Below are 19,387 nucleotides of genomic sequence, written 5' to 3' on the forward strand. Positions count from 1 at the left end.
TGAAGATTTGGAAGCGGTTATTCACTGAATTTGACCGCTCTTATTATGCATAACACTGCCCGTTTTACACGGGCAGTGTTATTTAGAGCGTCTATTTTTGGTACAGGATTTTATGGGAAAAAAACTCGTCATTGTTGAGTCACCGGCCAAGGCCAAGACCATCAAAAAATATCTGGGCAAAGATGTAGAAGTCTTGGCATCTTATGGTCATGTCCGGGATTTACTGCCTAAAGAAGGTGCTGTCGACCCGTCCAATGATTTTGCCATGAAATATCAGATCATCGATCGCAACAGCAAACACGTCGATGCGATTGCCAAAGCCATGAAAAATGCCGACACGCTCTATCTGGCAACGGATCCGGATCGTGAAGGAGAGGCTATCTCCTGGCATTTATATGAACTGTTAAAAAAGAAAGGCGTATTAAAAGATAAAGAAACCTTTCGAGTTGTATTCCATGAGATCACCAAGCAAGCCGTTAATGATGCGGTAGCCAATCCCAGAGAGCTTTCTATGGATTTGGTCAATGCTCAGCAGGCACGACGAGCACTAGATTATCTGGTTGGCTTTACCCTTTCGCCGTTGTTATGGAAAAAAGTGCGTCGAGGTTTATCGGCGGGTAGGGTACAAAGCCCTGCACTTAGAATGATTGTCGAGCGTGAACTGGAAATTGAAGCGTTCAAAGCTCAGGAATACTGGACCATTGAAGCCGATGCTGCGGCCGAGAAAGTACCGTTTCAAGCAAAATTAACCCAGTACAAAAACGAAAAGCTCAGTCAGTTCAGTATTGAACACACCGAGCAGGCTGATGACGTTGTTAAGACATTAATCAAAGCTGCAGAAGGCAAGTTGCTGGTTACTCACGTTGAGAAAAAACAACGTAAACGTAATCCAGCAGCCCCGTTCACCACCTCAACCTTGCAACAGGAAGCTTCCCGTAAATTAGGTTTTGGTGCACAGCGCACAATGAGTGTTGCTCAGCAGCTATATGAAGGGGTGGATACCGGTGAAGGTGCGGAAGGTTTAATCACCTATATGCGTACCGATTCGGTGACGCTGGCGGCAGAAGCGATCGAAGAAATCCGTATGTTTATTGGCCAGCGTTATGGTGCCAAATCGGTACCGAGCAAACCGCAGGAATACAAAACCAAATCCAAAAATGCGCAGGAAGCACATGAGGCAATCCGGCCGACCTCAGTGCTGCGCACGCCAGATGAAATGAAAGCGTATTTATCTGCCGATCAACACAAACTTTATAACCTGATTTGGCAGCGTACTTTAGCCAGTCAGATGATTCATGCGACGTTAAATACCGTTGCAGTGGATTTTGGCTGTGGCAAAGGCAATACGTTCCGCGCTAACGGCTCAACCGTCGTTAATCCTGGCTTTATGAGTGTTTACCTGGAAGGCAAAGACGATACTAAAGGCGATAAAGATGAGACTATTTTGCCGCCGATGGAAGTCGGAGAAGTTATCGACTTAATTGCCATCCGTCCTGAGCAACACTTTACCGAGCCACCACCGAGATATAGTGAAGCCAGTTTGGTCCGCAGTCTTGAAGAGCATGATATTGGCCGACCATCGACTTATGCCAGTATTATTTCCACGCTTTTGCAACGTGAATATGTTGAGCTGATTACCAAGCGTTTTCACCCAACTGATGTGGGTCGGGTCGTAGGAAAGTTTCTGGTCGAGCATTTTACTCGCTATGTGGATTATGACTTTACCGCCAAACTGGAAGATGATCTGGATGCGGTGTCACGTGGTGAGGCAGAGTGGATTCCATTGTTACGCAACTTCTGGGGCCCGTTTAAAGAGCAGGTCGAAACCAAGGACAAAGAAGTTCAGCGTAGCGACGTTACCCAGGAATTATTAGACGAAGACTGTCCGAAGTGTGGTAAAAAACTCTCCAGCCGGTTGGGTCGAAGTGGCCGTTTCATCGGTTGTACCGGTTATCCAGAATGCGATTACACGCGTAATATTGATGGTGAAGAAACAACAGCCAGTGAACCGGAAGTCGTAGAAGGTCGTAAATGTCCTAAATGCGAATCGGATCTATGGGTGCGTACCGGTAAGTACGGAAAATTTATCGGCTGCAGCAGCTATCCGAAATGTAAGCATATTGAATCGTTGGAACAACCGGATAAAACCGGTGTTGAATGCCCGAAATGTAAAAAAGGAGAGATCCTTACCCGTAAATCACGACGCGGCAAAGTGTTTTATTCCTGCTCGGAATATCCAACCTGTGATTATGCGATATGGAATGAGCCGGTCGCAGAGCCTTGTCCAAATTGTAATTGGCCGATTTTGAGTATAAAAACCACCAAGAGCAAAGGTACTGAAAAAGTCTGTCCGCAGAAAGATTGCGGTTACAGTGTCAAAGTGGAAGGCGCTTAAAGGGCAAAAAAAGGGACGTTTTTACGTCCCTTTTTTTCCCACACAGATCCAGTTATTACTTTTTCTTATCGGAATGACCTAAATCCTGTTCTGGAGCAATGACGTCACGGACGCGTTGTTTAAGTTCTGTAATATCCGGGAAGCGGCCTTCCTGTTTTCTTGACCAGACCAACACATCATCTGCAGTTACCTCAAAAACGCCGCCGGTACCCGGTTTTAACGTTAATTCTGTAATCTCGCCGTCAAAGGTGGTGAGTAGCTCCTGGGCCATCCAGGCAGCGCGCAGCATCCAGCGGCATTGTGTGCAATAGGTGATAGTAATGTTGTGCATTAATCAGCTTTGATGGCATCAAAGGTCTGGCTGGCAAGCTCCATTGCCGATGTTGTGTCGGCAGCAAGTACATTAAAGTGCCCCATCTTGCGACCAGCGCGTGCTTCTTTTTTTCCATACAAATGCAGCTTGATATCTGGCTGGGCAAGCAGTTTATCCCAATGTGGCTGGCTATTGCCCCACACATCACCCAATAAATTAATCATCACCACTGGCGAAATTAATTCTGCAGTTCCGGCTGGCAGACCGCAAAGCATGCGTACTTGTTGTTCAAATTGCGAGGTGCGACAGGCGTCCAGGGTGTAGTGACCGGAATTATGCGGTCTGGGCGCGATTTCATTGGCAATAATTTCGCCGTGTTTGGAGACAAAAAACTCAACCGCCATGGTGCCAACGTAAGATAGTCCTTCAGCCAGTTTACAGGCCATCTCAATAGCCGTTTGCTGTTGAGATTGCGCTGCAATGCTCGGCACAGTCGTAGAATGCAAAATGCCATTGATATGCACATTTTCGGCAACCGGAAAGGCGGTTATCTGGCCATCCTGGCCGCGAGCCAACACAACTGATATTTCACGCTCCAGATCAATACGTTGTTCCAGAACACATTCTTTTTGACCCATAGCATTAAATGCCGCATGCACGGCAGAGAAATCTTCACAAACAATCTGGCCTTTGCCATCGTAACCAAAAGTTGCCACTTTCAGAATGGCCGGAAACGTAATCTGATCACCGATGCTATCAATATCATCAGTAGAGTGAATTTTTACAAAGGGAACGGTGGCGATACCCTGAGCACGAATAAAGTTTTTTTCAACATTCCGGTTCTGCGTGCTGGCCAGCGCGGATGAAGAGGGGTGAACCACAGTTCGCTGTTCAAGAAAGGCTAAGGTGCTGGCAGGAATATTTTCAAACTCGGTAGTGATGGCAGCACAAAGTTGAGCAAGTTCGCTGAGGGCGGACTCGTCGGTATAAGCCGCACAGATATGCTGATCAGCAATAATACCGGCAGGGCTGTTTTTATCCGGATCCAGCACAATGACTTTATAGCCCATTGTCTGGGCTGCGGTAGTAAACATGCGGCCTAATTGACCGCCGCCCAGCATTCCTAATGTGGCACCTGGTAAAATCATTTACGTCCTCAGTTCTAGGCTAGTGGGGGCAGCGTCATGTCGAGAACGGCCTGATGCTGACTTTTACGAAACTGCTCGAGTTTAGCTTCCAGTTTTTTGTCATGAATAGATAACTGGGCGATGGCAAACAGGGCAGCATTGGCGGCACCAGCTTCACCGATGGCAAAGGTCGCTACTGGTATTCCCTTCGGCATTTGCACAATGGATAATAACGAATCCTGACCTTTAAGGTAGCGAGATGGAACGGGTACGCCAAGAACGGGTACTAATGTATTCGCAGCGAGCATGCCGGGTAAATGGGCAGCACCACCGGCACCAGCGATAATACAGCGTAAACCTTTAGCTTTAGCCGTTTTGGCATACTCGGTCAGCAGATCAGGTGTGCGGTGTGCGGAGACAACTTGTGTTTCATAGGCAACGCCGAAAGCTTCAAGTTGCTCCACGGCTTTTTGCATGACAGGCCAGTCACTATTGCTGCCCATCACTACACCTACCAGTGGTTTGTCCATTGTTAGTCCGATTGTATTGTCAGAAAAGCAGTGCATTTTAGCTATTTTATTGAAAATAGGAAAATTTACTGCTGATAGCACGGTCTAAAAACGTAGCTAGAATTGAATGGTGCTGGATCAATCGTTATACTAGGTGATCCTTTCTGCCGTGTTTTTGTGCGACGCTCCTCAGTTTTGACATAGCTGTGCCGGTTTAACCACCGGAATGGAGCTGCGACGGCGCTAACAAACGATGAAGGTATGTGACGTGAGTCAGCCAACAGAACTAACACAAGGTCTCTACAGACCTGAATTTGAGCGCGATAACTGCGGATTCGGAATGATTGCCCAAATGGATGGTAAGCCTAGCCATTGGCTGGTTAAAACCGCCATTGAAGCTTTGGGTAACTTGACCCATCGTGGCGCAATCGGAGCTGACGGTAAGACCGGAGACGGTTGCGGTTTATTGCTGAAAAAGCCCGACAGTTTCTTTAAAGCGATTGCTGAAGAGCTTGGCTTTTCATTGGCACCGCATTACGCAGTCGGTATGGTTTTTCTGTCACAGGACGACAACAAAGCACAGTTAGCGCAGGATGCCGTTACCGAAAAACTCACTGAACAAGGCCTGCAAGTATTAGGCTGGCGCGAAGTGCCGGTCGATGCGGAAACAGCCTGTGGTCAGGAAGCATTACGTTTACTGCCGAAGATGCGGCATGTATTTGTTAATGCTGGCGAGTCTATGGATGCTGCTGCGTTTGAACGCAATCTTTACATCGCACGCCGTAAAGCAGAAAAAGCCATCACTGACGACAAAGATTTCTACATTCCAACCTTGTCATCACAAGTGGTGTCATATAAAGGTCTGGTAATGCCGTCTTACTTGCCGGTGTTTTACAAAGATCTCGGTGACGAGCGTATGGAAACAGCTATTTGCGTATTCCATCAGCGCTTCTCTACCAACACCTGGCCGCAATGGCGTTTGGCTCAGCCATTCCGTTATCTGGCGCACAACGGTGAAATCAATACCGTACAAGGTAACCGTAACTGGGCTTTGGCTCGTGGTGCCAAGTTTGCGACCTCGTTAATTGAAAACATGGAAGACATCCGTCCATTAGTCGGCACCACTGGTTCCGACTCATCCAGCATGGATAATATGCTGGAAGCCTTGCTGGCGGGTGGCGTAAGTATGTTCCGTGCCATGCGTTTGCTGATTCCACCAGCCTGGCAGAATGATCCGACAATGGATGCTGATCTGAAAGCCTTCTATGACTTTAACTCAATGCATATGGAACCATGGGATGGTCCTGCAGGTGTGGTTATCACAGATGGTCGTTATGCTGCATGTACGCTGGATCGTAATGGTTTACGTCCGGCGCGCTATGTTATTACCAAAGATCGTCACATTACTCTCGCTTCGGAAGTGGGTGTTTACAACTATCAACCAGAAGATGTTGTAGCCAAAGGCCGTCTGAAACCAGGTCAAATGCTGGCGGTTGATACTCAGACCGGTGAGTTGTTGATGCCGGAAGATATCAACAATATGCTGAAAAACGCCCAGCCTTATGGCGAGTGGCTGAATAATAATCTGCAGCGACTGCAGGACACCGAAAAAGACGACGAGCATACTTTGCCTGAAATTCAAGGTGAAGAGCTTGAAGTGTTTGAAAAAATGTTCGGTGTAAGCTTTGAAGAGCGTGATCAGGTCATCCGTGTATTAGGTGAGATTGGCCAGGAAGCTGTCGGTTCAATGGGTGACGATAGCCCGTTTGCGGTCATGTCACAGAAAGTCCGTTCGTTATACGACTTTTTCCGTCAACAGTTCGCGCAGGTGACCAATCCACCGATCGATCCATTGCGTGAAAACATTGTTATGTCACTGGAAACCTGTATTGGTCAGGAACGTAATCTGTTTGAAGAAGGCGAAGATCACGCACAACGGGTGGTGCTTGATTCTCCAGTATTGACTGAAAAGCTGTTTAAGCAAATTCTCAAACTGGGCGACACCGATCCGGAATATAAATCGCATCGGATTTCGTTGAATTACCAGCCAGAAGTCGGCCTGGAGAAAGCGATTGATGCAATTTGTGCGGAGGCAGAACAAGCTGTCCGTGATGGCAATGTTGTATTGATTCTAAGTGATCGCGATATTTCCAAAGACACATTGCCGGTTCACGCCTTATTGGCAACCGGTGCGGTGCATCAGCATCTGATTAAATCCGGCTTACGCTGCGACGCCAATCTGATTATTGAAACCGCTACCGCTCGTGATCCACATCATTTCGGTGTGCTACTGGGCTATGGTGCAACCGCAATTTATCCTTATCTGGCATACGCTTGCTTGCAGGATCTGCGTGCTACCAATGAAATCAAAGATATCGAACATGCCAAGTTATGCCGTCACTACCGTAAGGGCATTAATAAAGGTCTGTTCAAAATTACCTCGAAAATGGGTATTTCAACCATAGCCAGCTATCGTGGAGCACAACTGTTTGAAATCGTTGGTTTGAACGATGCGGTAGTCGACAAGTGCTTTACTGCTACGACCAGCCGCGTTAATGGTGCAGATTTTGAAGCCCTGCATCAAGATCAAATACAACTGTCTAAACTTGCCTGGAATCAACGTAAAAAACGTGAGCAAGGCGGTTTACTGAAATTCATCCATGGTGGTGAATATCACGCCTACAACCCAGACGTTATCGGAACATTGCAAAAAGCCGTTCAAGGCGGCAGTTACGATGACTATAAAACTTATGCCGCGTTAGTGAACGAGCGTCCGGCGATGGTGTTGCGCGATCTGCTTGATGTTAAATTGGCCGATACGCCATTAGATATCGAAGAAGTTGAAGATACCGGCGCTATTCTCAAACGCTTTGACAGTGCAGGTATGTCTTTAGGAGCCTTATCACCTGAAGCACATGAAGCTTTAGCTATTGCGATGAACCGTTTAGGTGGTCGTTCAAATTCGGGCGAAGGTGGTGAAGATCCGGATCGTTTTGGTAACGAACGCGTTTCCAAAATCAAACAGATTGCTTCAGGCCGGTTTGGTGTAACCCCACATTATCTGGTCAATGCCGAAGTATTACAGATCAAAATCGCTCAAGGTGCTAAGCCGGGTGAGGGTGGTCAGTTACCGGGCGGCAAAGTTAATCAGATGATTGCTACGCTGCGCCATTCTGTGCCAGGTGTAACGTTGATTTCACCACCGCCGCATCATGATATTTATTCGATTGAAGATCTGGCGCAGCTGATCTTCGATTTGAAACAGGTTAACCCTGATGCATTGGTATCGGTAAAACTGGTATCGCAAGCCGGTGTTGGAACCGTGGCTGCAGGTGTAGCAAAAGCCTATGCCGATTTGATTACTATCTCTGGTTATGACGGTGGTACCGGTGCCAGCCCACTGACTTCGGTCAAATATGCCGGCGGCCCTTGGGAGCTTGGTTTGAGCGAAGCCCATCAAACGCTGCGTGCCAACGATTTACGTGACAAAGTACGTCTGCAAACTGACGGTGGCCTGAAAACGGGTCTTGATGTTATCAAGGCTGCCATTCTGGGGGCTGAAAGCTTTGGCTTTGGAACTGGACCAATGGTGGCGTTAGGTTGTAAATACCTGCGGATCTGTCATTTGAATAACTGTGCAACCGGTGTTGCTACGCAGAATGAAAAGCTGCGTACCCAGCACTTTATCGGTCTGCCACAAATGGTGATGAACTACTTCCAGTTTGTCGCTCGCGAAACCCGTGAATGGTTGGCAAAACTTGGTGTTCGCAGTTTGCAGGACCTGATCGGTCGCACCGACTTACTTGAAGTGTTACCTGGAACCACCGATAAACAGCGCGGACTGGATCTGCAACCTTTATTGTCAAATGCAGGTGTTCCTGAAGACAAGCCACAATTCTGCCTTGAGCCGAAAAATGAACCTTATGATAAAGGTGAATTGGCAGAGCAGATGGTAGTTGATATTAAAGATACTATCGTTAATAAAACCAGCGGTGAGTTCAGTTACAACATTCGTAACATTAACCGTTCAATCGGTGCACGTTTATCCGGTGAAATTGCCAAATTACATGGCAACTACGGCATGGCTGATAAACCTATCCGTCTGAACCTGAAAGGTTCTGCCGGACAAAGCTTTGGTGTATTTAATGCTGGCGGTCTGGAAATGCGCCTGGAAGGCGATGCCAATGACTATGTTGGTAAAGGCATGGCTGCTGGCAAACTGAGTATCTATCCGTCACCGGAAAGCGATTTCGAAACACAAAATGCCAGCATTATCGGTAATACTTGTTTATACGGTGCGACAGGTGGCGAGTTATATGCTGCGGGTAAAGCTGGTGAACGTTTTGCCGTGCGTAATTCTGGTGCTGTTGCCGTTGTTGAAGGTGTGGGTGATCACGGTTGTGAATATATGACCGGTGGTGTCGTTGCCGTATTGGGCGAAACAGGCCTGAACTTTGGTGCCGGCATGACTGGCGGTCTGGCTTACGTATTGGATTTGGATAACACCTTTGCTGAGCGTTATAACGAAGAGCTGGTTGAATTGGTGCGGATTGACGGTGACGAAATGTCTGAAGTCGCCTTGCATCTAAAAGGCCTTATTGAAGACCACGTGCGTGAAACCGGTAGTGTCTGGGCGCACCAGATCTTGGATCGTTTTGAACAAGCGATTAAAGCATTCTGGCTGGTCAAACCCAAAGCAGCGTCATTGGATGGTTTATTGAAAATCGCCACCAAAGCGGCCTGATACAACTGGTAAAACATAATAACGATGAAAAAAAATACGTTTCAATTTTTAGATGTAGGTCGTGTTGACCCTAAAAAACTGGATGCAAATGTTCGCAAACAGCAATTTGGTGAAATTTACGGGCAATTTGATGCACCTCAAGCAGCTGAACAGGCTGACCGGTGTCTGGAATGTGGTAATCCCTACTGTGAGTGGAAGTGTCCGGTACATAACTACATTCCAAACTGGCTGAAACTGATCAGTGAAGGCAACCTGGAACAGGCCGCTGAACTGGCTCACCAGACCAATACGTTGCCAGAAATCTGTGGTCGGGTTTGCCCTCAGGATCGTTTATGTGAAGGTGCTTGTACCTTAAATGACGGTTTTGGTGCCGTAACCATTGGCTCAGTGGAAAAATACATTACTGATACCGCATTATCACAAGGCTGGCGTCCTGATTTGTCCAAGGTTGTGGATACGGGTAAACGTGTTGCGGTGATTGGTGCAGGGCCTGCAGGATTAGGTGCGGCGGATGTATTGATTCGTAATGGTGTAAAGCCAGTAGTCTTTGATCGCTACCCGGAAATTGGTGGCTTGCTGACCTTTGGTATTCCAGAATTCAAGTTGGAAAAAGAAGTTGTTAAACGTCGCCGCGAAGTCATGGAAGGTATGGGCATTGAATTCCGCTTAAATATAGAAGTGGGTAAAGACATTGAATTTGATGCTTTGCTTGAAGAATACGATGCTGTTTTCCTGGGTATGGGGACTTACACTTATATGAAAGGCGGCTTCCCGGGTGAAGAATTACCCGGTGTTTATGAAGCTTTACCCTATCTGGTTGCGAACAATAAAAAGCTACTGGAACTGCCTTCCGAAAATTATGTTTCATTAGAAGGTAAACAAGTAGTTGTGCTTGGCGGTGGCGATACTGCTATGGACTGTAATCGTACAGCGATTCGCCAGGGTGCAACCAGTGTTATCTGTGCCTACCGCCGTGATGAAGAAAACATGCCTGGCTCACGCCGTGAAGTGAATAATGCGCGTGAAGAAGGCGTGGAGTTCATGTGGAATCGTCAGCCGATTGAAATTGTTGGTGATGGCAATAAAGTTACCGGTGTAAAAGTGGTGACTACAGCAATGGGTGAGCCAGATGAACGTGGCCGCCGTCGTCCGGAACCGGTACCTGGCAGTGAAGAAATTATTCCAGCCGATGCCGTTGTTATTGCCTTTGGTTTCCGTCCAAGTCCGGCTCCATGGTTTGAGAAATTCAATGTCAGCATTGATGATGGTGGCCGTGTGGTTGCCCCGGCTGAAGGTGCTTGCGCTTATCAAACCACTAACCCGAAAATCTTTGCCGGTGGCGATATGGTGCGTGGATCTGATTTAGTGGTTACCGCTGTTTGGGAAGGTCGCCAGGCGGCTGAAGGTATTCTTGAATATCTGGAAGTTTAACTCTCCAGTTTTATCTGAACCCGTGGCAATCTTATCGCACTGTGTTGGTCAGCTAGGGTCTGTTGATCTTTCATAGCCGCCTCTGTTGTGACTGAAAATACACCAATCAAGACGCGAGGAATGCAGTTTAGTCGCTCTAAATAAATGACGAGCAACGCAGAGTGGTGTATTTTCAGCCACAACCCGAAGGGCTGGGACTATTTTTCCGCCCAACGGCGTTGGAAATGACTTATGTAGAACAACTACATCGCATCATTTCCGCCTTGTTGGACGAAAAAATAGCCTCCAGCAGTGGTGGCTATGAAAGATCAACAGACCCTGGAGTATGATCGCTCAGTGCGATTTTGTTTCTGAGATTGGGAATTGCCATCAACAAAAAAGGTGCTTCGGTGTCCGAATTAAAAAATGATCGTTATCTGCGTGCTTTATTAAAGCAACCGGTCGATAAAACTCCCATTTGGATTATGCGTCAGGCTGGCAGGTATCTACCTGAATATCGTCAGGTACGTGAAAAAGCCGGTGATTTTATGACGTTGTGCACTACGCCGGAGCTGGCTTGTGAAGTCACCCTGCAGCCACTTCGACGTTACGATCTCGATGCCTCGATTATTTTTTCCGATATTTTGACGATTCCTGATGCCATGGGGCTGGGGCTGCATTTTGTTTCTGGGGAAGGACCCAAATTTCATAAAACAGTACGTAGTGCCGCGGATGTAGCCAATCTTAGTGTGCCGGATATGGAAGACAGTCTGGGTTATGTGATGGATGCTATTCGCCTTACCCGCAGGGAAATTGATGGCAAAGTGCCGTTAATTGGTTTTAGTGGCAGTCCGTGGACCTTGGCTTGTTATATGGTTGAGGGTGGTTCGAGTAAGGATTTCGCTAAAATCAAAGCCATGATGTTTGATGCTCCGGAAGTGATGCATGACTTGTTATCAGTGCTTGCCAAGTCTGTAACTGCTTACTTAAATGCTCAAATTGCCGCGGGAGCTCAGGCTTTGATGTTATTTGATACCTGGGGCGGCGCGTTAAGTGGGCCTAATTACAGAGAGTTTTCTTTGGCCTATATGCAGCAGATTATCAGCGGACTGACCAAAGAAAATGAAGGAAGACGAGTACCGGTAACGATGTTCACCAAAGGCGGTGGCCAATGGCTGAGTCATATGGCTGAAGCCGGGGCGGATGCCTTAGGTTTGGACTGGACGACCGATATCTCATCGGCACGTTATCAGGTTGGTGACAAAGTCGCCTTGCAGGGCAATATGGATCCTTGCGTGTTATACGCTCAGCCGGAACGAATAAAAACAGAAGTAAAAGAAATTCTCAAAGCCTATGGTCACGGCAGTGGCCATGTGTTTAATTTGGGCCACGGTATTCATCCGACGATTAACCCAGAACACGTCGCAGCGTTAGTGGATGCAGTGCATGCAGAGAGTGTTCAGTACCACCAATAATGTTTAAATTACGATGAGGAAGTTGCTAGCTATTGCTGGTTTACAGACATAAAAAAGGGCAGGATAAACCTGCCCTTTTTTGTTGTGTCGAGAATAACTTAGTTAGAATTATTAGTGAACTCTGGGTATGCTTCCATACCACATTCCACCAAATCCACACCTTCGTATTCTTCTTCTTCGGTCACACGCAGACCCATAATCATTTTCAGTACTCCCCAGACAATTAAGCTGGCGCCAAATACCCAAACAAAGATGGTTACTGCACCGATGATTTGTGCTGAGAAAGTGGCATCTGGATTGGTCAGTGGCACTGCCAGCAGACCCCAAATACCAACTACACCATGCACAGAGATAGCACCGACTGGGTCGTCAATTTTAACTTTATCCATAAAGACGATTGAGAACACCACAATGGCACCACCAACCGCACCGATGATGGTCGCCATCAAAGGAGTTGGTGTATCAGGGCCAGCAGTAATTGCAACCAGACCAGCTAAAGCACCATTCAGAATCATGGTTAAGTCAGCTTTACCAAACAGCAGTTTGGCAACGATCAGTGCAGCAATTACACCACCAGCCGCAGCGGCATTGGTGTTCATAAACACAATGGCAACAGCATTTGCATCAGCAACAGAGGCTGTGGCTAACACTGAACCACCGTTAAAGCCAAACCAACCCATCCATAAAATGAATGTGCCCAGAGTAGCTAATGGTAGATTTGCACCCGGAATTGGGCGAACTTCGCCGTTTGGACCATATTTACCTTTACGAGCGCCCAGCAAGATAACACCTGCTAATGCTGCAGCAGCACCGGCCATGTGAACGATACCAGAGCCAGCAAAATCAAGATAGCCAAGTTCACCAAGGTTGAACAAACCAAATACATCTTGTTCACCCCAAGTCCAGCTGCCTTGTAAAGGATAGATAAAGCCTGTCAAAACGACAGCAAATGCTGCAAATGACCAGAGCTTCATACGTTCCGCTACCGCACCTGAAACAATAGACATGGCTGTGGCAACAAACACGACTTGGAAGAAAAAGTCTGCAGAAGGAGAGTATGTCCAGTCTTCGGCAACACCATCACCTAGAATGCCGGAAAGGAAGATTCCGCCATCATACATAATGCTGTAACCAACAATCATGTACATGGTGCAAGCAATGGCAAACAACATGACGTTTTTAGTCAGGATTTCAGTGGTATTTTTAGCTCGAACCAGACCGGCTTCAAGCATGGAAAAACCAGCTGCCATCCACATGACAAAGGCACCACTTATTACAAAATAAAAGGTATCTAAGGCATATTGGAGTTCAAAGATTTCATTTTCCATTTTCTATACTCCCTAAGCTTACAGGGCATCTGGGCCGGTTTCGCCAGTGCGAATCCGAACCACTTGCTCGAGTGGGTAAACGAAGATTTTGCCATCACCGATTTTGCCAGTGTTAGCACCTTTAATGATAGCTTCGATAACTTGTTCTACGATGCTGTCATCAATTGCGATTTCCAGTTTTAACTTAGGCAGGAAATCTACAACATACTCCGCACCCCTGTATAACTCAGTGTGACCTTTTTGACGTCCAAATCCTTTTACTTCAGAAACCGTTAAACCTTGCACGCCGATTTCGGAGAGTGATTCGCGGACATCATCAAGCTTGAAGGGCTTGATAATTGCTACAACTTGTTTCATAAGCGTATTCCTTCTTTAGAATAAACCGCCTTGCTAAGCAAGGCGGTCCACAGATAAGGTCTTAGAATGTTTTACCGACAGTCAGAATCAGACGGTCATCAGCATAACGTTTGCCGAAGATTTTTTTACCATCACTGTCACTGCTAGTATAGGTTAAACCAAAATCAAGCCCGATCATTTCTTTCGAAATACCTACCATGTAATCTCTGTAGCTATTCGGATCACCAGACTCAGTTACACTGCTGTTGAAGTCGTAATAACCGATGCCAGCAGAGAAGCCAATATCCATAGGAAGATCGTAATCAAAACCAAGGCTGTAATATGTGCCGGTCTCACTGGTGCCAAAAACATCACCAGAATGTGCAACACCGAAAGTGAAATAGCTGTAACTCAGTGAACCAACCACTTCATTCCAGTTAAGAGTGGCTTCGCCTGGGTACATGTAGCGAAGTACACCGATGTCAAAACCGATGCCTGACTCGCCGAACTCACCGGCAAAACCTGCGTAGATATCGATCTCGCTAGAGGCATCATCATCAAAATCTACATTTGAAGCCCAGGTACCGGCATAAAAACCACTGGCATGCTCGTAGTCAAAACTACCAGAAATAGCTGGCTTGTTTAATGTTTGTGACACACCACGCCATACATAATCCGATGCCAATTCAACACTTGCACTGGTGCTGTGTTGACCGTCTTCGCTTTCCCATGCCATTGCTGATGAAGTGGCTAAAACAGTTGTAGCAGCAAGACACATTGCTGAGAGCGTTTTGAATTTCATTTATATCTCCTCGTTTGAATTGTTTTTAGTCTTGTTGAATCCGATGCGTTGATTTTTTACAACATCGTGTATTCAGACTGCCACAACTAACGCAGTTTACATGCCACTTTTAAAAAAGCATTATATTTCATTGGTTTAATAAGATTTGCAGTTGTCTGGCCGTTTTCAAAAGAGTTATTTTGGTGCGTCGACGAAATTGTATCGCACAAAAACGGTGCAAATTCTGTTAATGAAGATTAATAGCTGGCTTGTTATGATGCCTGCACCTACGAAGATGAGAACGACAAATGAATTATCCACAGATTGATCCAGTTGCCCTTGAGCTTGGGCCATTAGCCATCCATTGGTATGGCTTGATGTACCTGTTTGGTTTTGTTGCAGCCTGGATGCTGGGCAGATGGAGAGCCGAAGCTCATGGTTGGGAGAAATCCCAGGTAGAAGATTTGCTTTTTTATGGTGCAATTGGGGTGATTTTGGGTGGCCGGATTGGCTATGCTTTATTTTACGATTTACCGAATGTGCTTGATAACCCACTGAATTTATTCAAAGTCTGGCAGGGAGGCATGTCGTTCCATGGTGGTTTAATTGGTGTACTTGTTGCAATTTGGCTATTTGGTCGCAAGTCAGGTAAGTCCTTTTTTCAAATCAGTGACTTCGCAGCACCATTAGTGCCATTAGGTTTGTTTTTTGGCCGGATAGGTAATTTTATTAATGGCGAATTATGGGGCCGGGTATCGGATGTGCCGTGGGCAATGGTATTTCCAACCGGAGGACCGTTAGCTCGCCACCCCTCACAGCTTTATCAAGCCATGCTTGAAGGTTTGTTACTGTTTATTATTTTGTGGTTGTTCTCAGCAAAGGCTCGACCACGTGCAGCGGTATCAGGGTTGTTTTTATTAGGTTATGGTTGTTTCCGTTTTATAGCAGAGTTTTTCCGGGTTCCCGATCCGCAATACGGCTATCTGGCGTTTGATTGGTTCACCATGGGGCAGTTGCTATGCGTCCCGATGATTGTTGCAGGTGCGGCTATGATGTTCTGGGCCTACCAAAGCGCTAATCCAACAAAATCATCAACCAGGTAGCGGCACTGAGTAATAAGGTTAATAACACCGCAAGCGATCCATAATCCTTGGCTCGGCCAGACAGTTTGTGAACATCGGTGCTCACTCTATCGACCACACACTCAATGGCCGAGTTAAGTGCTTCAACAATTAACACAGCGACCAGAGAGGCTATCATCAACAACCTTTCAGCTGGTGTGACATCAAGGAAAAAGCTGACTACGCCCAGTAATAACAGCAGAATAAATTCCTGGCGGAATGCTGATTCATAGCGAATTCCGGCATACAGTCCCTGTAATGAATAAACCAAAGCAAACATTAAGCGTTTGATGCCGGTGTTTTTTTCAATCATCGTTACACTGTCCAGTGAGTTTGTTAAAAATGGATAGCCAGATTGCACGGATTTTTAGCGAAATCTGACCATAAATGATTGAAATATTAGGCAAAGATTATGACTGCCATGTTAAAATCCTCAGTCTTTTTATATGTTTTGTCGTGGGTGAGTTATGCAGTATCAGGATCAATATGACGTTATAGTCGTTGGCGGCGGCCATGCCGGTACCGAAGCTGCATTAGCAGCGGCTCGTCAGGGTGTAAAAACGCTATTGCTCACACAAAACATCGAAACCCTCGGTCAAATGAGCTGTAACCCGGCAATTGGTGGTATTGGTAAAGGTCATCTGGTTAAAGAGATTGATGCCCTTGGCGGCATCATGGCCAAAGCTGCTGATCGTGCCGGTATCCAATTCAGAATTCTTAATGCCAGCAAAGGCCCAGCAGTTAGAGCGACTCGTGCTCAGGCTGATCGTGTTCGCTACCGTGCGGCGGTTCGTGCAGTACTCGAGTCACAACCTAATCTCTATTTATTCCAACAAGCGGTCGATGATTTGATCGTGGAAAACGACCGTGTTGCGGGTGTGGTCACCCAATCCGGTTTGCGGTTCGGGGCTAAGACCGTTGTGCTCACAGTTGGTACTTTCCTTGGTGGTGTTATCCATATTGGTTTGCAACGTCATCAAGGTGGTCGCGCTGGCGATCCTGCTTCTGTTGCCTTAGCGGAACGTTTACGTGCGTTGCCATTTCGCGTTGATCGCCTGAAAACCGGTACACCACCACGTATCGCTACAAACAGCATTGATTTTTCACAGTTAGCCGAACAACCAGGTGATTATCCAACACCAGTATTCTCTTTCCTCGGCAAACGTGAACATCATCCAAGACAGATTTCCTGCCATATCACGCATACCAATGAAAAAACCCATGAAGTGATCCGTAACAACCTGGATCGTTCACCAATGTACAGTGGTGAAATTGAAGGTATTGGTCCGCGTTATTGTCCATCGATTGAAGATAAAGTGGTGCGCTTTGCTGATCGTAATTCTCACCAAATTTTCCTTGAACCGGAAGGTCTGGATTGCAATGAAGTCTATCCCAACGGTATTTCCACCAGTCTGCCGTTTGATGTGCAATACGAAATTGTGCGTTCAATGAAGGGTTTGGAAAATGCCCATATCACTCGTCCAGGCTATGCCATCGAATATGACTTTTTCGATCCGCGTGATTTAACACCGTGGCTGGAAACCAAACATATGCCTGGCCTATTCTTCGCCGGGCAGATTAATGGTACGACAGGCTATGAAGAAGCTGCTGCCCAGGGTTTGATTGCTGGTCTGAATGCCGGATTGCAGGCACGTGAGCTGGAACCCTGGTATCCACGTCGTGATGAAGCCTATATCGGTGTATTAATTGATGACTTGATCACCTCTGGCACTAAAGAGCCGTATCGTATGTTCACCAGCCGTGCGGAATATCGCTTGATGTTACGTGAAGATAATGCCGATTCACGTCTGACACCAATTGGTCGTCAGTTAGGCATTGTCGATGATGAGCGTTGGGCTATATTCAGTGCCAAGCTGGAAGCGATAGAGGCGGAAAATACCCGCTTGAATACCACACGAGTATCGGCAGATAAAATCGATCAGCAGCGCGCTATTTCAGTGCTGGGTGAACCTCTGGCAAAAAGCAGTACAGCAATCGAATTACTACGTCGACCCAGTGTGGATTATCAGGGCTTGATGACATTATTGGATGAAGAGCAATCAGTCGCCGATGACGTAGCCGAGCAGGTGATGATTCAAGTGAAATACGCTGGCTATATCAATCGCCAGCAAAATGAGGTGAATCGCCTGCAACGTAATGAAAGTACCACGCTACCGGCCGATTTGGATTATAAAAATGTACGTGGCTTATCCAACGAAGTTCGGGAAAAGCTGCAAAATGCCAAACCACAAAGTTTAGGACAAGCAGCGCGGATTTCGGGAGTAACCCCTGCTGCCGTTTCATTATTGTTAGTTCATCTGAAACGTTCAGGCTGGAGTGAAGCGAGCTGATGGGATTCGATTTAAAAGCACAGCTCGATGCGGGCTGTGCAGAACTGCAATTACAACTTTCCGACGAACAAAAAACCTTATTGCTGGATTATCTTGCACTGCTGCAAAAATGGAACAAGGTTTATAACCTGACCTCAGTACGTGATCCGCAAAGCATGCTGACACGGCATATCCTCGACAGCTTATCGCTCATTCCTTACCTGAACTGTAAAAGCTTGTTAGATGTTGGCAGTGGCGCTGGGCTTCCCGGTATTCCCATTGCCATCTGTTTTCCGCAAATGGCCGTGACCTTGCTAGACAGCAATATCAAAAAGACACGTTTTTTACAGCAAGTAAAAGCTGAATTGAAATTGAATAATGTCACGGTAGTACATGGGCGAGTCGAACAAATAAGCCTGCCCAAGGTAGAAGTTGTTACTGCCAGAGCATTTGCTACCATTGCCGAGATTATTGATTTAGCCGCAAGACACTGCGATGATGCGGGCAGCCTGATATTGATGAAAGGCGTATACCCTGAACAAGAACTGGCAGCGGTTCAAAACGGTTTCAAACTGCAAGATGTTGTAGCGCTGAGAGTACCGGGAGATCAGGCTGAGAGGCATCTGGTAAGACTGATTAAGGATTAGTATCAGTGGGAAATATATTTGCGGTTACCAATCAGAAAGGTGGTGTCGGTAAAACCACGACCACAGTAAATCTGGCGGCTTCACTTGCTGATTCGGGCAAAAAAGTGCTGATGATTGATTTGGATCCGCAAGGTAATGCGACCACCGGCTGCGGCATTGATAAAGATGCCATTGAAGTCAGCAGTTACGAAGTCATTATGGCGGAAGCCAAAGCCAGCGATGCCATCATTCGTCCCGAAGGTCTTGGCTTTGATGTGATGCCCACCAACACCGATCTTACGGCTGCCGAAGTCCAATTGCTGGACATCAAACTACGTGAACACCGTCTCAGATTAGCGCTGGAATCCAGCAAAGAAAAATACGACTTCATTCTGATCGACTGCCCGCCATCATTGAGCATGTTAACGGTCAACGCTCTGGTGGCCTCTAAAGGTGTATTAATACCTATTCAATGTGAGTATTACGCGTTGGAAGGTTTGACCTCTTTGCTGCGCACTATTGAAAGAGTTAAACAACGTGCCAATCCCGCTTTAGAAGTCACCGGCATGGTGCGAACCATGTTTGATGCGCGTAATAACCTCGCCAATCAGGTTTCACGTCAGTTGATCAGTCATTTTCAAAACAAAGTCTTTCATTCGATAATTCCACGAAATGTTCGCTTAGCGGAAGCGCCCAGCCATGGCCTGCCTGTGTTAAATTATGACAGGACTTCGCGAGGCTCAATTGCTTACATGGCACTGGCCAGTGAATTGATGCGTCGTGATAAAAAAGCAACATCAGCAAGCTAACAGACAGGTATTCCTAGCATGGTAAGTAAAAAAAGAGGATTAGGCAGAGGACTTGATGCACTGTTAGGTGACGTCAATCAGGA

15 protein-coding genes are annotated in these 19,387 nt (G+C 46.7%); 8 read left to right on the forward strand and 7 right to left on the reverse strand.

What is annotated here, in order from left to right:
* The first annotated feature begins 112 nt into the window (after window positions 1-112).
* Window positions 113-2,395 (forward strand): type I DNA topoisomerase, encoded by a 2,283-nt coding sequence (gene topA, locus Q7V21_RS09975; protein ID WP_304917157.1) that lies wholly within the window; start codon window positions 113-115, stop codon window positions 2,393-2,395.
* A 55-nt stretch (window positions 2,396-2,450) separates the two neighbouring features.
* Here the strand turns inward: topA and Q7V21_RS09980 are convergent, their stop codons facing one another.
* Genes Q7V21_RS09980 through purE form a run of 3 tightly spaced genes read right to left on the reverse strand, consistent with a single transcriptional unit; the run spans window position 2,451 to window position 4,365 of the window.
* Window positions 2,451-2,726, reverse strand: coding sequence for a SelT/SelW/SelH family protein (locus tag Q7V21_RS09980; RefSeq protein ID WP_304917158.1), 276 nt, complete (start codon window positions 2,724-2,726; stop codon window positions 2,451-2,453).
* Window positions 2,726-3,856, reverse strand: coding sequence for a 5-(carboxyamino)imidazole ribonucleotide synthase (locus tag Q7V21_RS09985; RefSeq protein ID WP_304917159.1), 1,131 nt, complete (start codon window positions 3,854-3,856; stop codon window positions 2,726-2,728). The genes Q7V21_RS09980 and Q7V21_RS09985 overlap by 1 nt, the downstream gene beginning before the upstream one ends.
* Before the next feature lie 14 nt (window positions 3,857-3,870).
* Window positions 3,871-4,365 carry a 5-(carboxyamino)imidazole ribonucleotide mutase gene (purE, locus tag Q7V21_RS09990; RefSeq protein ID WP_304917160.1) on the reverse strand — a complete coding sequence of 165 codons (495 nt, stop codon included), beginning with the start codon at window positions 4,363-4,365 and terminating at the stop codon, window positions 3,871-3,873.
* A 232-nt stretch (window positions 4,366-4,597) separates the two neighbouring features.
* Here purE and gltB point away from each other — a divergent pair, with 232 nt between their 5' ends.
* The 3 genes from gltB (at window position 4,598) to hemE (ending at window position 11,973) form a co-directional block, all read left to right on the forward strand.
* A complete protein-coding gene (gene gltB / locus Q7V21_RS09995; RefSeq protein WP_304917161.1) occupies window positions 4,598-9,088 on the forward strand; it encodes a glutamate synthase large subunit in 4,491 nt (1,496 codons plus the stop codon).
* Between the two features lie 24 nt (window positions 9,089-9,112).
* Window positions 9,113-10,519 (forward strand): FAD-dependent oxidoreductase, encoded by a 1,407-nt coding sequence (locus tag Q7V21_RS10000; RefSeq protein WP_304917162.1) that lies wholly within the window; start codon window positions 9,113-9,115, stop codon window positions 10,517-10,519.
* Between the two features lie 389 nt (window positions 10,520-10,908).
* On the forward strand, window positions 10,909-11,973 hold the full coding sequence (hemE, locus tag Q7V21_RS10005; RefSeq protein ID WP_304917163.1) for a uroporphyrinogen decarboxylase: 1,065 nt from the start codon (window positions 10,909-10,911) through the stop codon (window positions 11,971-11,973).
* Window positions 11,974-12,071: 98 nt separating this feature from the next.
* On the opposite strand, the gene Q7V21_RS10010 is transcribed toward hemE, so the two are convergent.
* The 3 genes from Q7V21_RS10010 to Q7V21_RS10020 all read right to left on the reverse strand — a co-directional run bounded on the left by Q7V21_RS10010 (window position 12,072) and on the right by Q7V21_RS10020 (window position 14,439).
* Window positions 12,072-13,301, reverse strand: a complete 1,230-nt coding sequence (locus Q7V21_RS10010; RefSeq protein ID WP_304917164.1) for an ammonium transporter — start codon at window positions 13,299-13,301, stop codon at window positions 12,072-12,074.
* 18 nt (window positions 13,302-13,319) lie between these two features.
* A complete protein-coding gene (locus tag Q7V21_RS10015) occupies window positions 13,320-13,658 on the reverse strand; it encodes a P-II family nitrogen regulator (RefSeq protein WP_304917165.1) in 339 nt (112 codons plus the stop codon).
* A 61-nt stretch (window positions 13,659-13,719) separates the two neighbouring features.
* On the reverse strand, window positions 13,720-14,439 hold the full coding sequence (locus tag Q7V21_RS10020; RefSeq protein WP_304917166.1) for a TorF family putative porin: 720 nt from the start codon (window positions 14,437-14,439) through the stop codon (window positions 13,720-13,722).
* Between the two features lie 287 nt (window positions 14,440-14,726).
* Here Q7V21_RS10020 and lgt point away from each other — a divergent pair, with 287 nt between their 5' ends.
* Entirely contained in the window at window positions 14,727-15,521 is a 795-nt protein-coding gene (lgt, locus tag Q7V21_RS10025) for a prolipoprotein diacylglyceryl transferase (RefSeq protein ID WP_304917167.1), read from the forward strand.
* Here lgt and Q7V21_RS10030 read toward each other — a convergent pair.
* Entirely contained in the window at window positions 15,493-15,852 is a 360-nt protein-coding gene (locus tag Q7V21_RS10030) for a diacylglycerol kinase (RefSeq protein WP_069294826.1), read from the reverse strand. The genes lgt and Q7V21_RS10030 overlap by 29 nt on opposite strands.
* A gap of 154 nt (window positions 15,853-16,006) precedes the next feature.
* Here Q7V21_RS10030 and mnmG point away from each other — a divergent pair, with 154 nt between their 5' ends.
* Genes mnmG through Q7V21_RS10045 form a run of 3 tightly spaced genes read left to right on the forward strand, consistent with a single transcriptional unit; the run spans window position 16,007 to window position 19,304 of the window.
* Window positions 16,007-17,890, forward strand: a complete 1,884-nt coding sequence (gene mnmG / locus Q7V21_RS10035) for a tRNA uridine-5-carboxymethylaminomethyl(34) synthesis enzyme MnmG (protein WP_304917168.1) — start codon at window positions 16,007-16,009, stop codon at window positions 17,888-17,890.
* Window positions 17,890-18,516 (forward strand): 16S rRNA (guanine(527)-N(7))-methyltransferase RsmG, encoded by a 627-nt coding sequence (rsmG, locus tag Q7V21_RS10040; protein WP_069294824.1) that lies wholly within the window; start codon window positions 17,890-17,892, stop codon window positions 18,514-18,516. The genes mnmG and rsmG overlap by 1 nt, the downstream gene beginning before the upstream one ends.
* Before the next feature lie 5 nt (window positions 18,517-18,521).
* Window positions 18,522-19,304 (forward strand): ParA family protein, encoded by a 783-nt coding sequence (locus Q7V21_RS10045; RefSeq protein WP_069294823.1) that lies wholly within the window; start codon window positions 18,522-18,524, stop codon window positions 19,302-19,304.
* Window positions 19,305-19,387: the final 83 nt, after the last annotated feature.

The organism is Methylophaga sp., from assembly GCF_030651745.1.

What these genes read in the sequence shown, in the direction of transcription:
- Q7V21_RS10015 (WP_304917165.1), bottom strand. Translation starts at nt 13,658, where the DNA reads ATGAAACAAGTTGTAGCAATTATCAAGCCCTTCAAGCTTGATGATGTC.
- Q7V21_RS10000 (WP_304917162.1), top strand. Translation starts at nt 9,113, where the DNA reads ATGAAAAAAAATACGTTTCAATTTTTAGATGTAGGTCGTGTTGACCCT.
- Q7V21_RS09980 (WP_304917158.1), bottom strand. Translation starts at nt 2,726, where the DNA reads ATGCACAACATTACTATCACCTATTGCACACAATGCCGCTGGATGCTG.
- Q7V21_RS10010 (WP_304917164.1), bottom strand. Translation starts at nt 13,301, where the DNA reads ATGGAAAATGAAATCTTTGAACTCCAATATGCCTTAGATACCTTTTAT.
- mnmG (WP_304917168.1), top strand. Translation starts at nt 16,007, where the DNA reads ATGCAGTATCAGGATCAATATGACGTTATAGTCGTTGGCGGCGGCCAT.
- purE (WP_304917160.1), bottom strand. Translation starts at nt 4,365, where the DNA reads ATGGACAAACCACTGGTAGGTGTAGTGATGGGCAGCAATAGTGACTGG.
- Q7V21_RS10030 (WP_069294826.1), bottom strand. Translation starts at nt 15,852, where the DNA reads ATGATTGAAAAAAACACCGGCATCAAACGCTTAATGTTTGCTTTGGTT.
- topA (WP_304917157.1), top strand. Translation starts at nt 113, where the DNA reads ATGGGAAAAAAACTCGTCATTGTTGAGTCACCGGCCAAGGCCAAGACC.
- lgt (WP_304917167.1), top strand. Translation starts at nt 14,727, where the DNA reads ATGAATTATCCACAGATTGATCCAGTTGCCCTTGAGCTTGGGCCATTA.
- Q7V21_RS10020 (WP_304917166.1), bottom strand. Translation starts at nt 14,439, where the DNA reads ATGAAATTCAAAACGCTCTCAGCAATGTGTCTTGCTGCTACAACTGTT.
- Q7V21_RS09985 (WP_304917159.1), bottom strand. Translation starts at nt 3,856, where the DNA reads ATGATTTTACCAGGTGCCACATTAGGAATGCTGGGCGGCGGTCAATTA.
- gltB (WP_304917161.1), top strand. Translation starts at nt 4,598, where the DNA reads ATGAAGGTATGTGACGTGAGTCAGCCAACAGAACTAACACAAGGTCTC.
- rsmG (WP_069294824.1), top strand. Translation starts at nt 17,890, where the DNA reads ATGGGATTCGATTTAAAAGCACAGCTCGATGCGGGCTGTGCAGAACTG.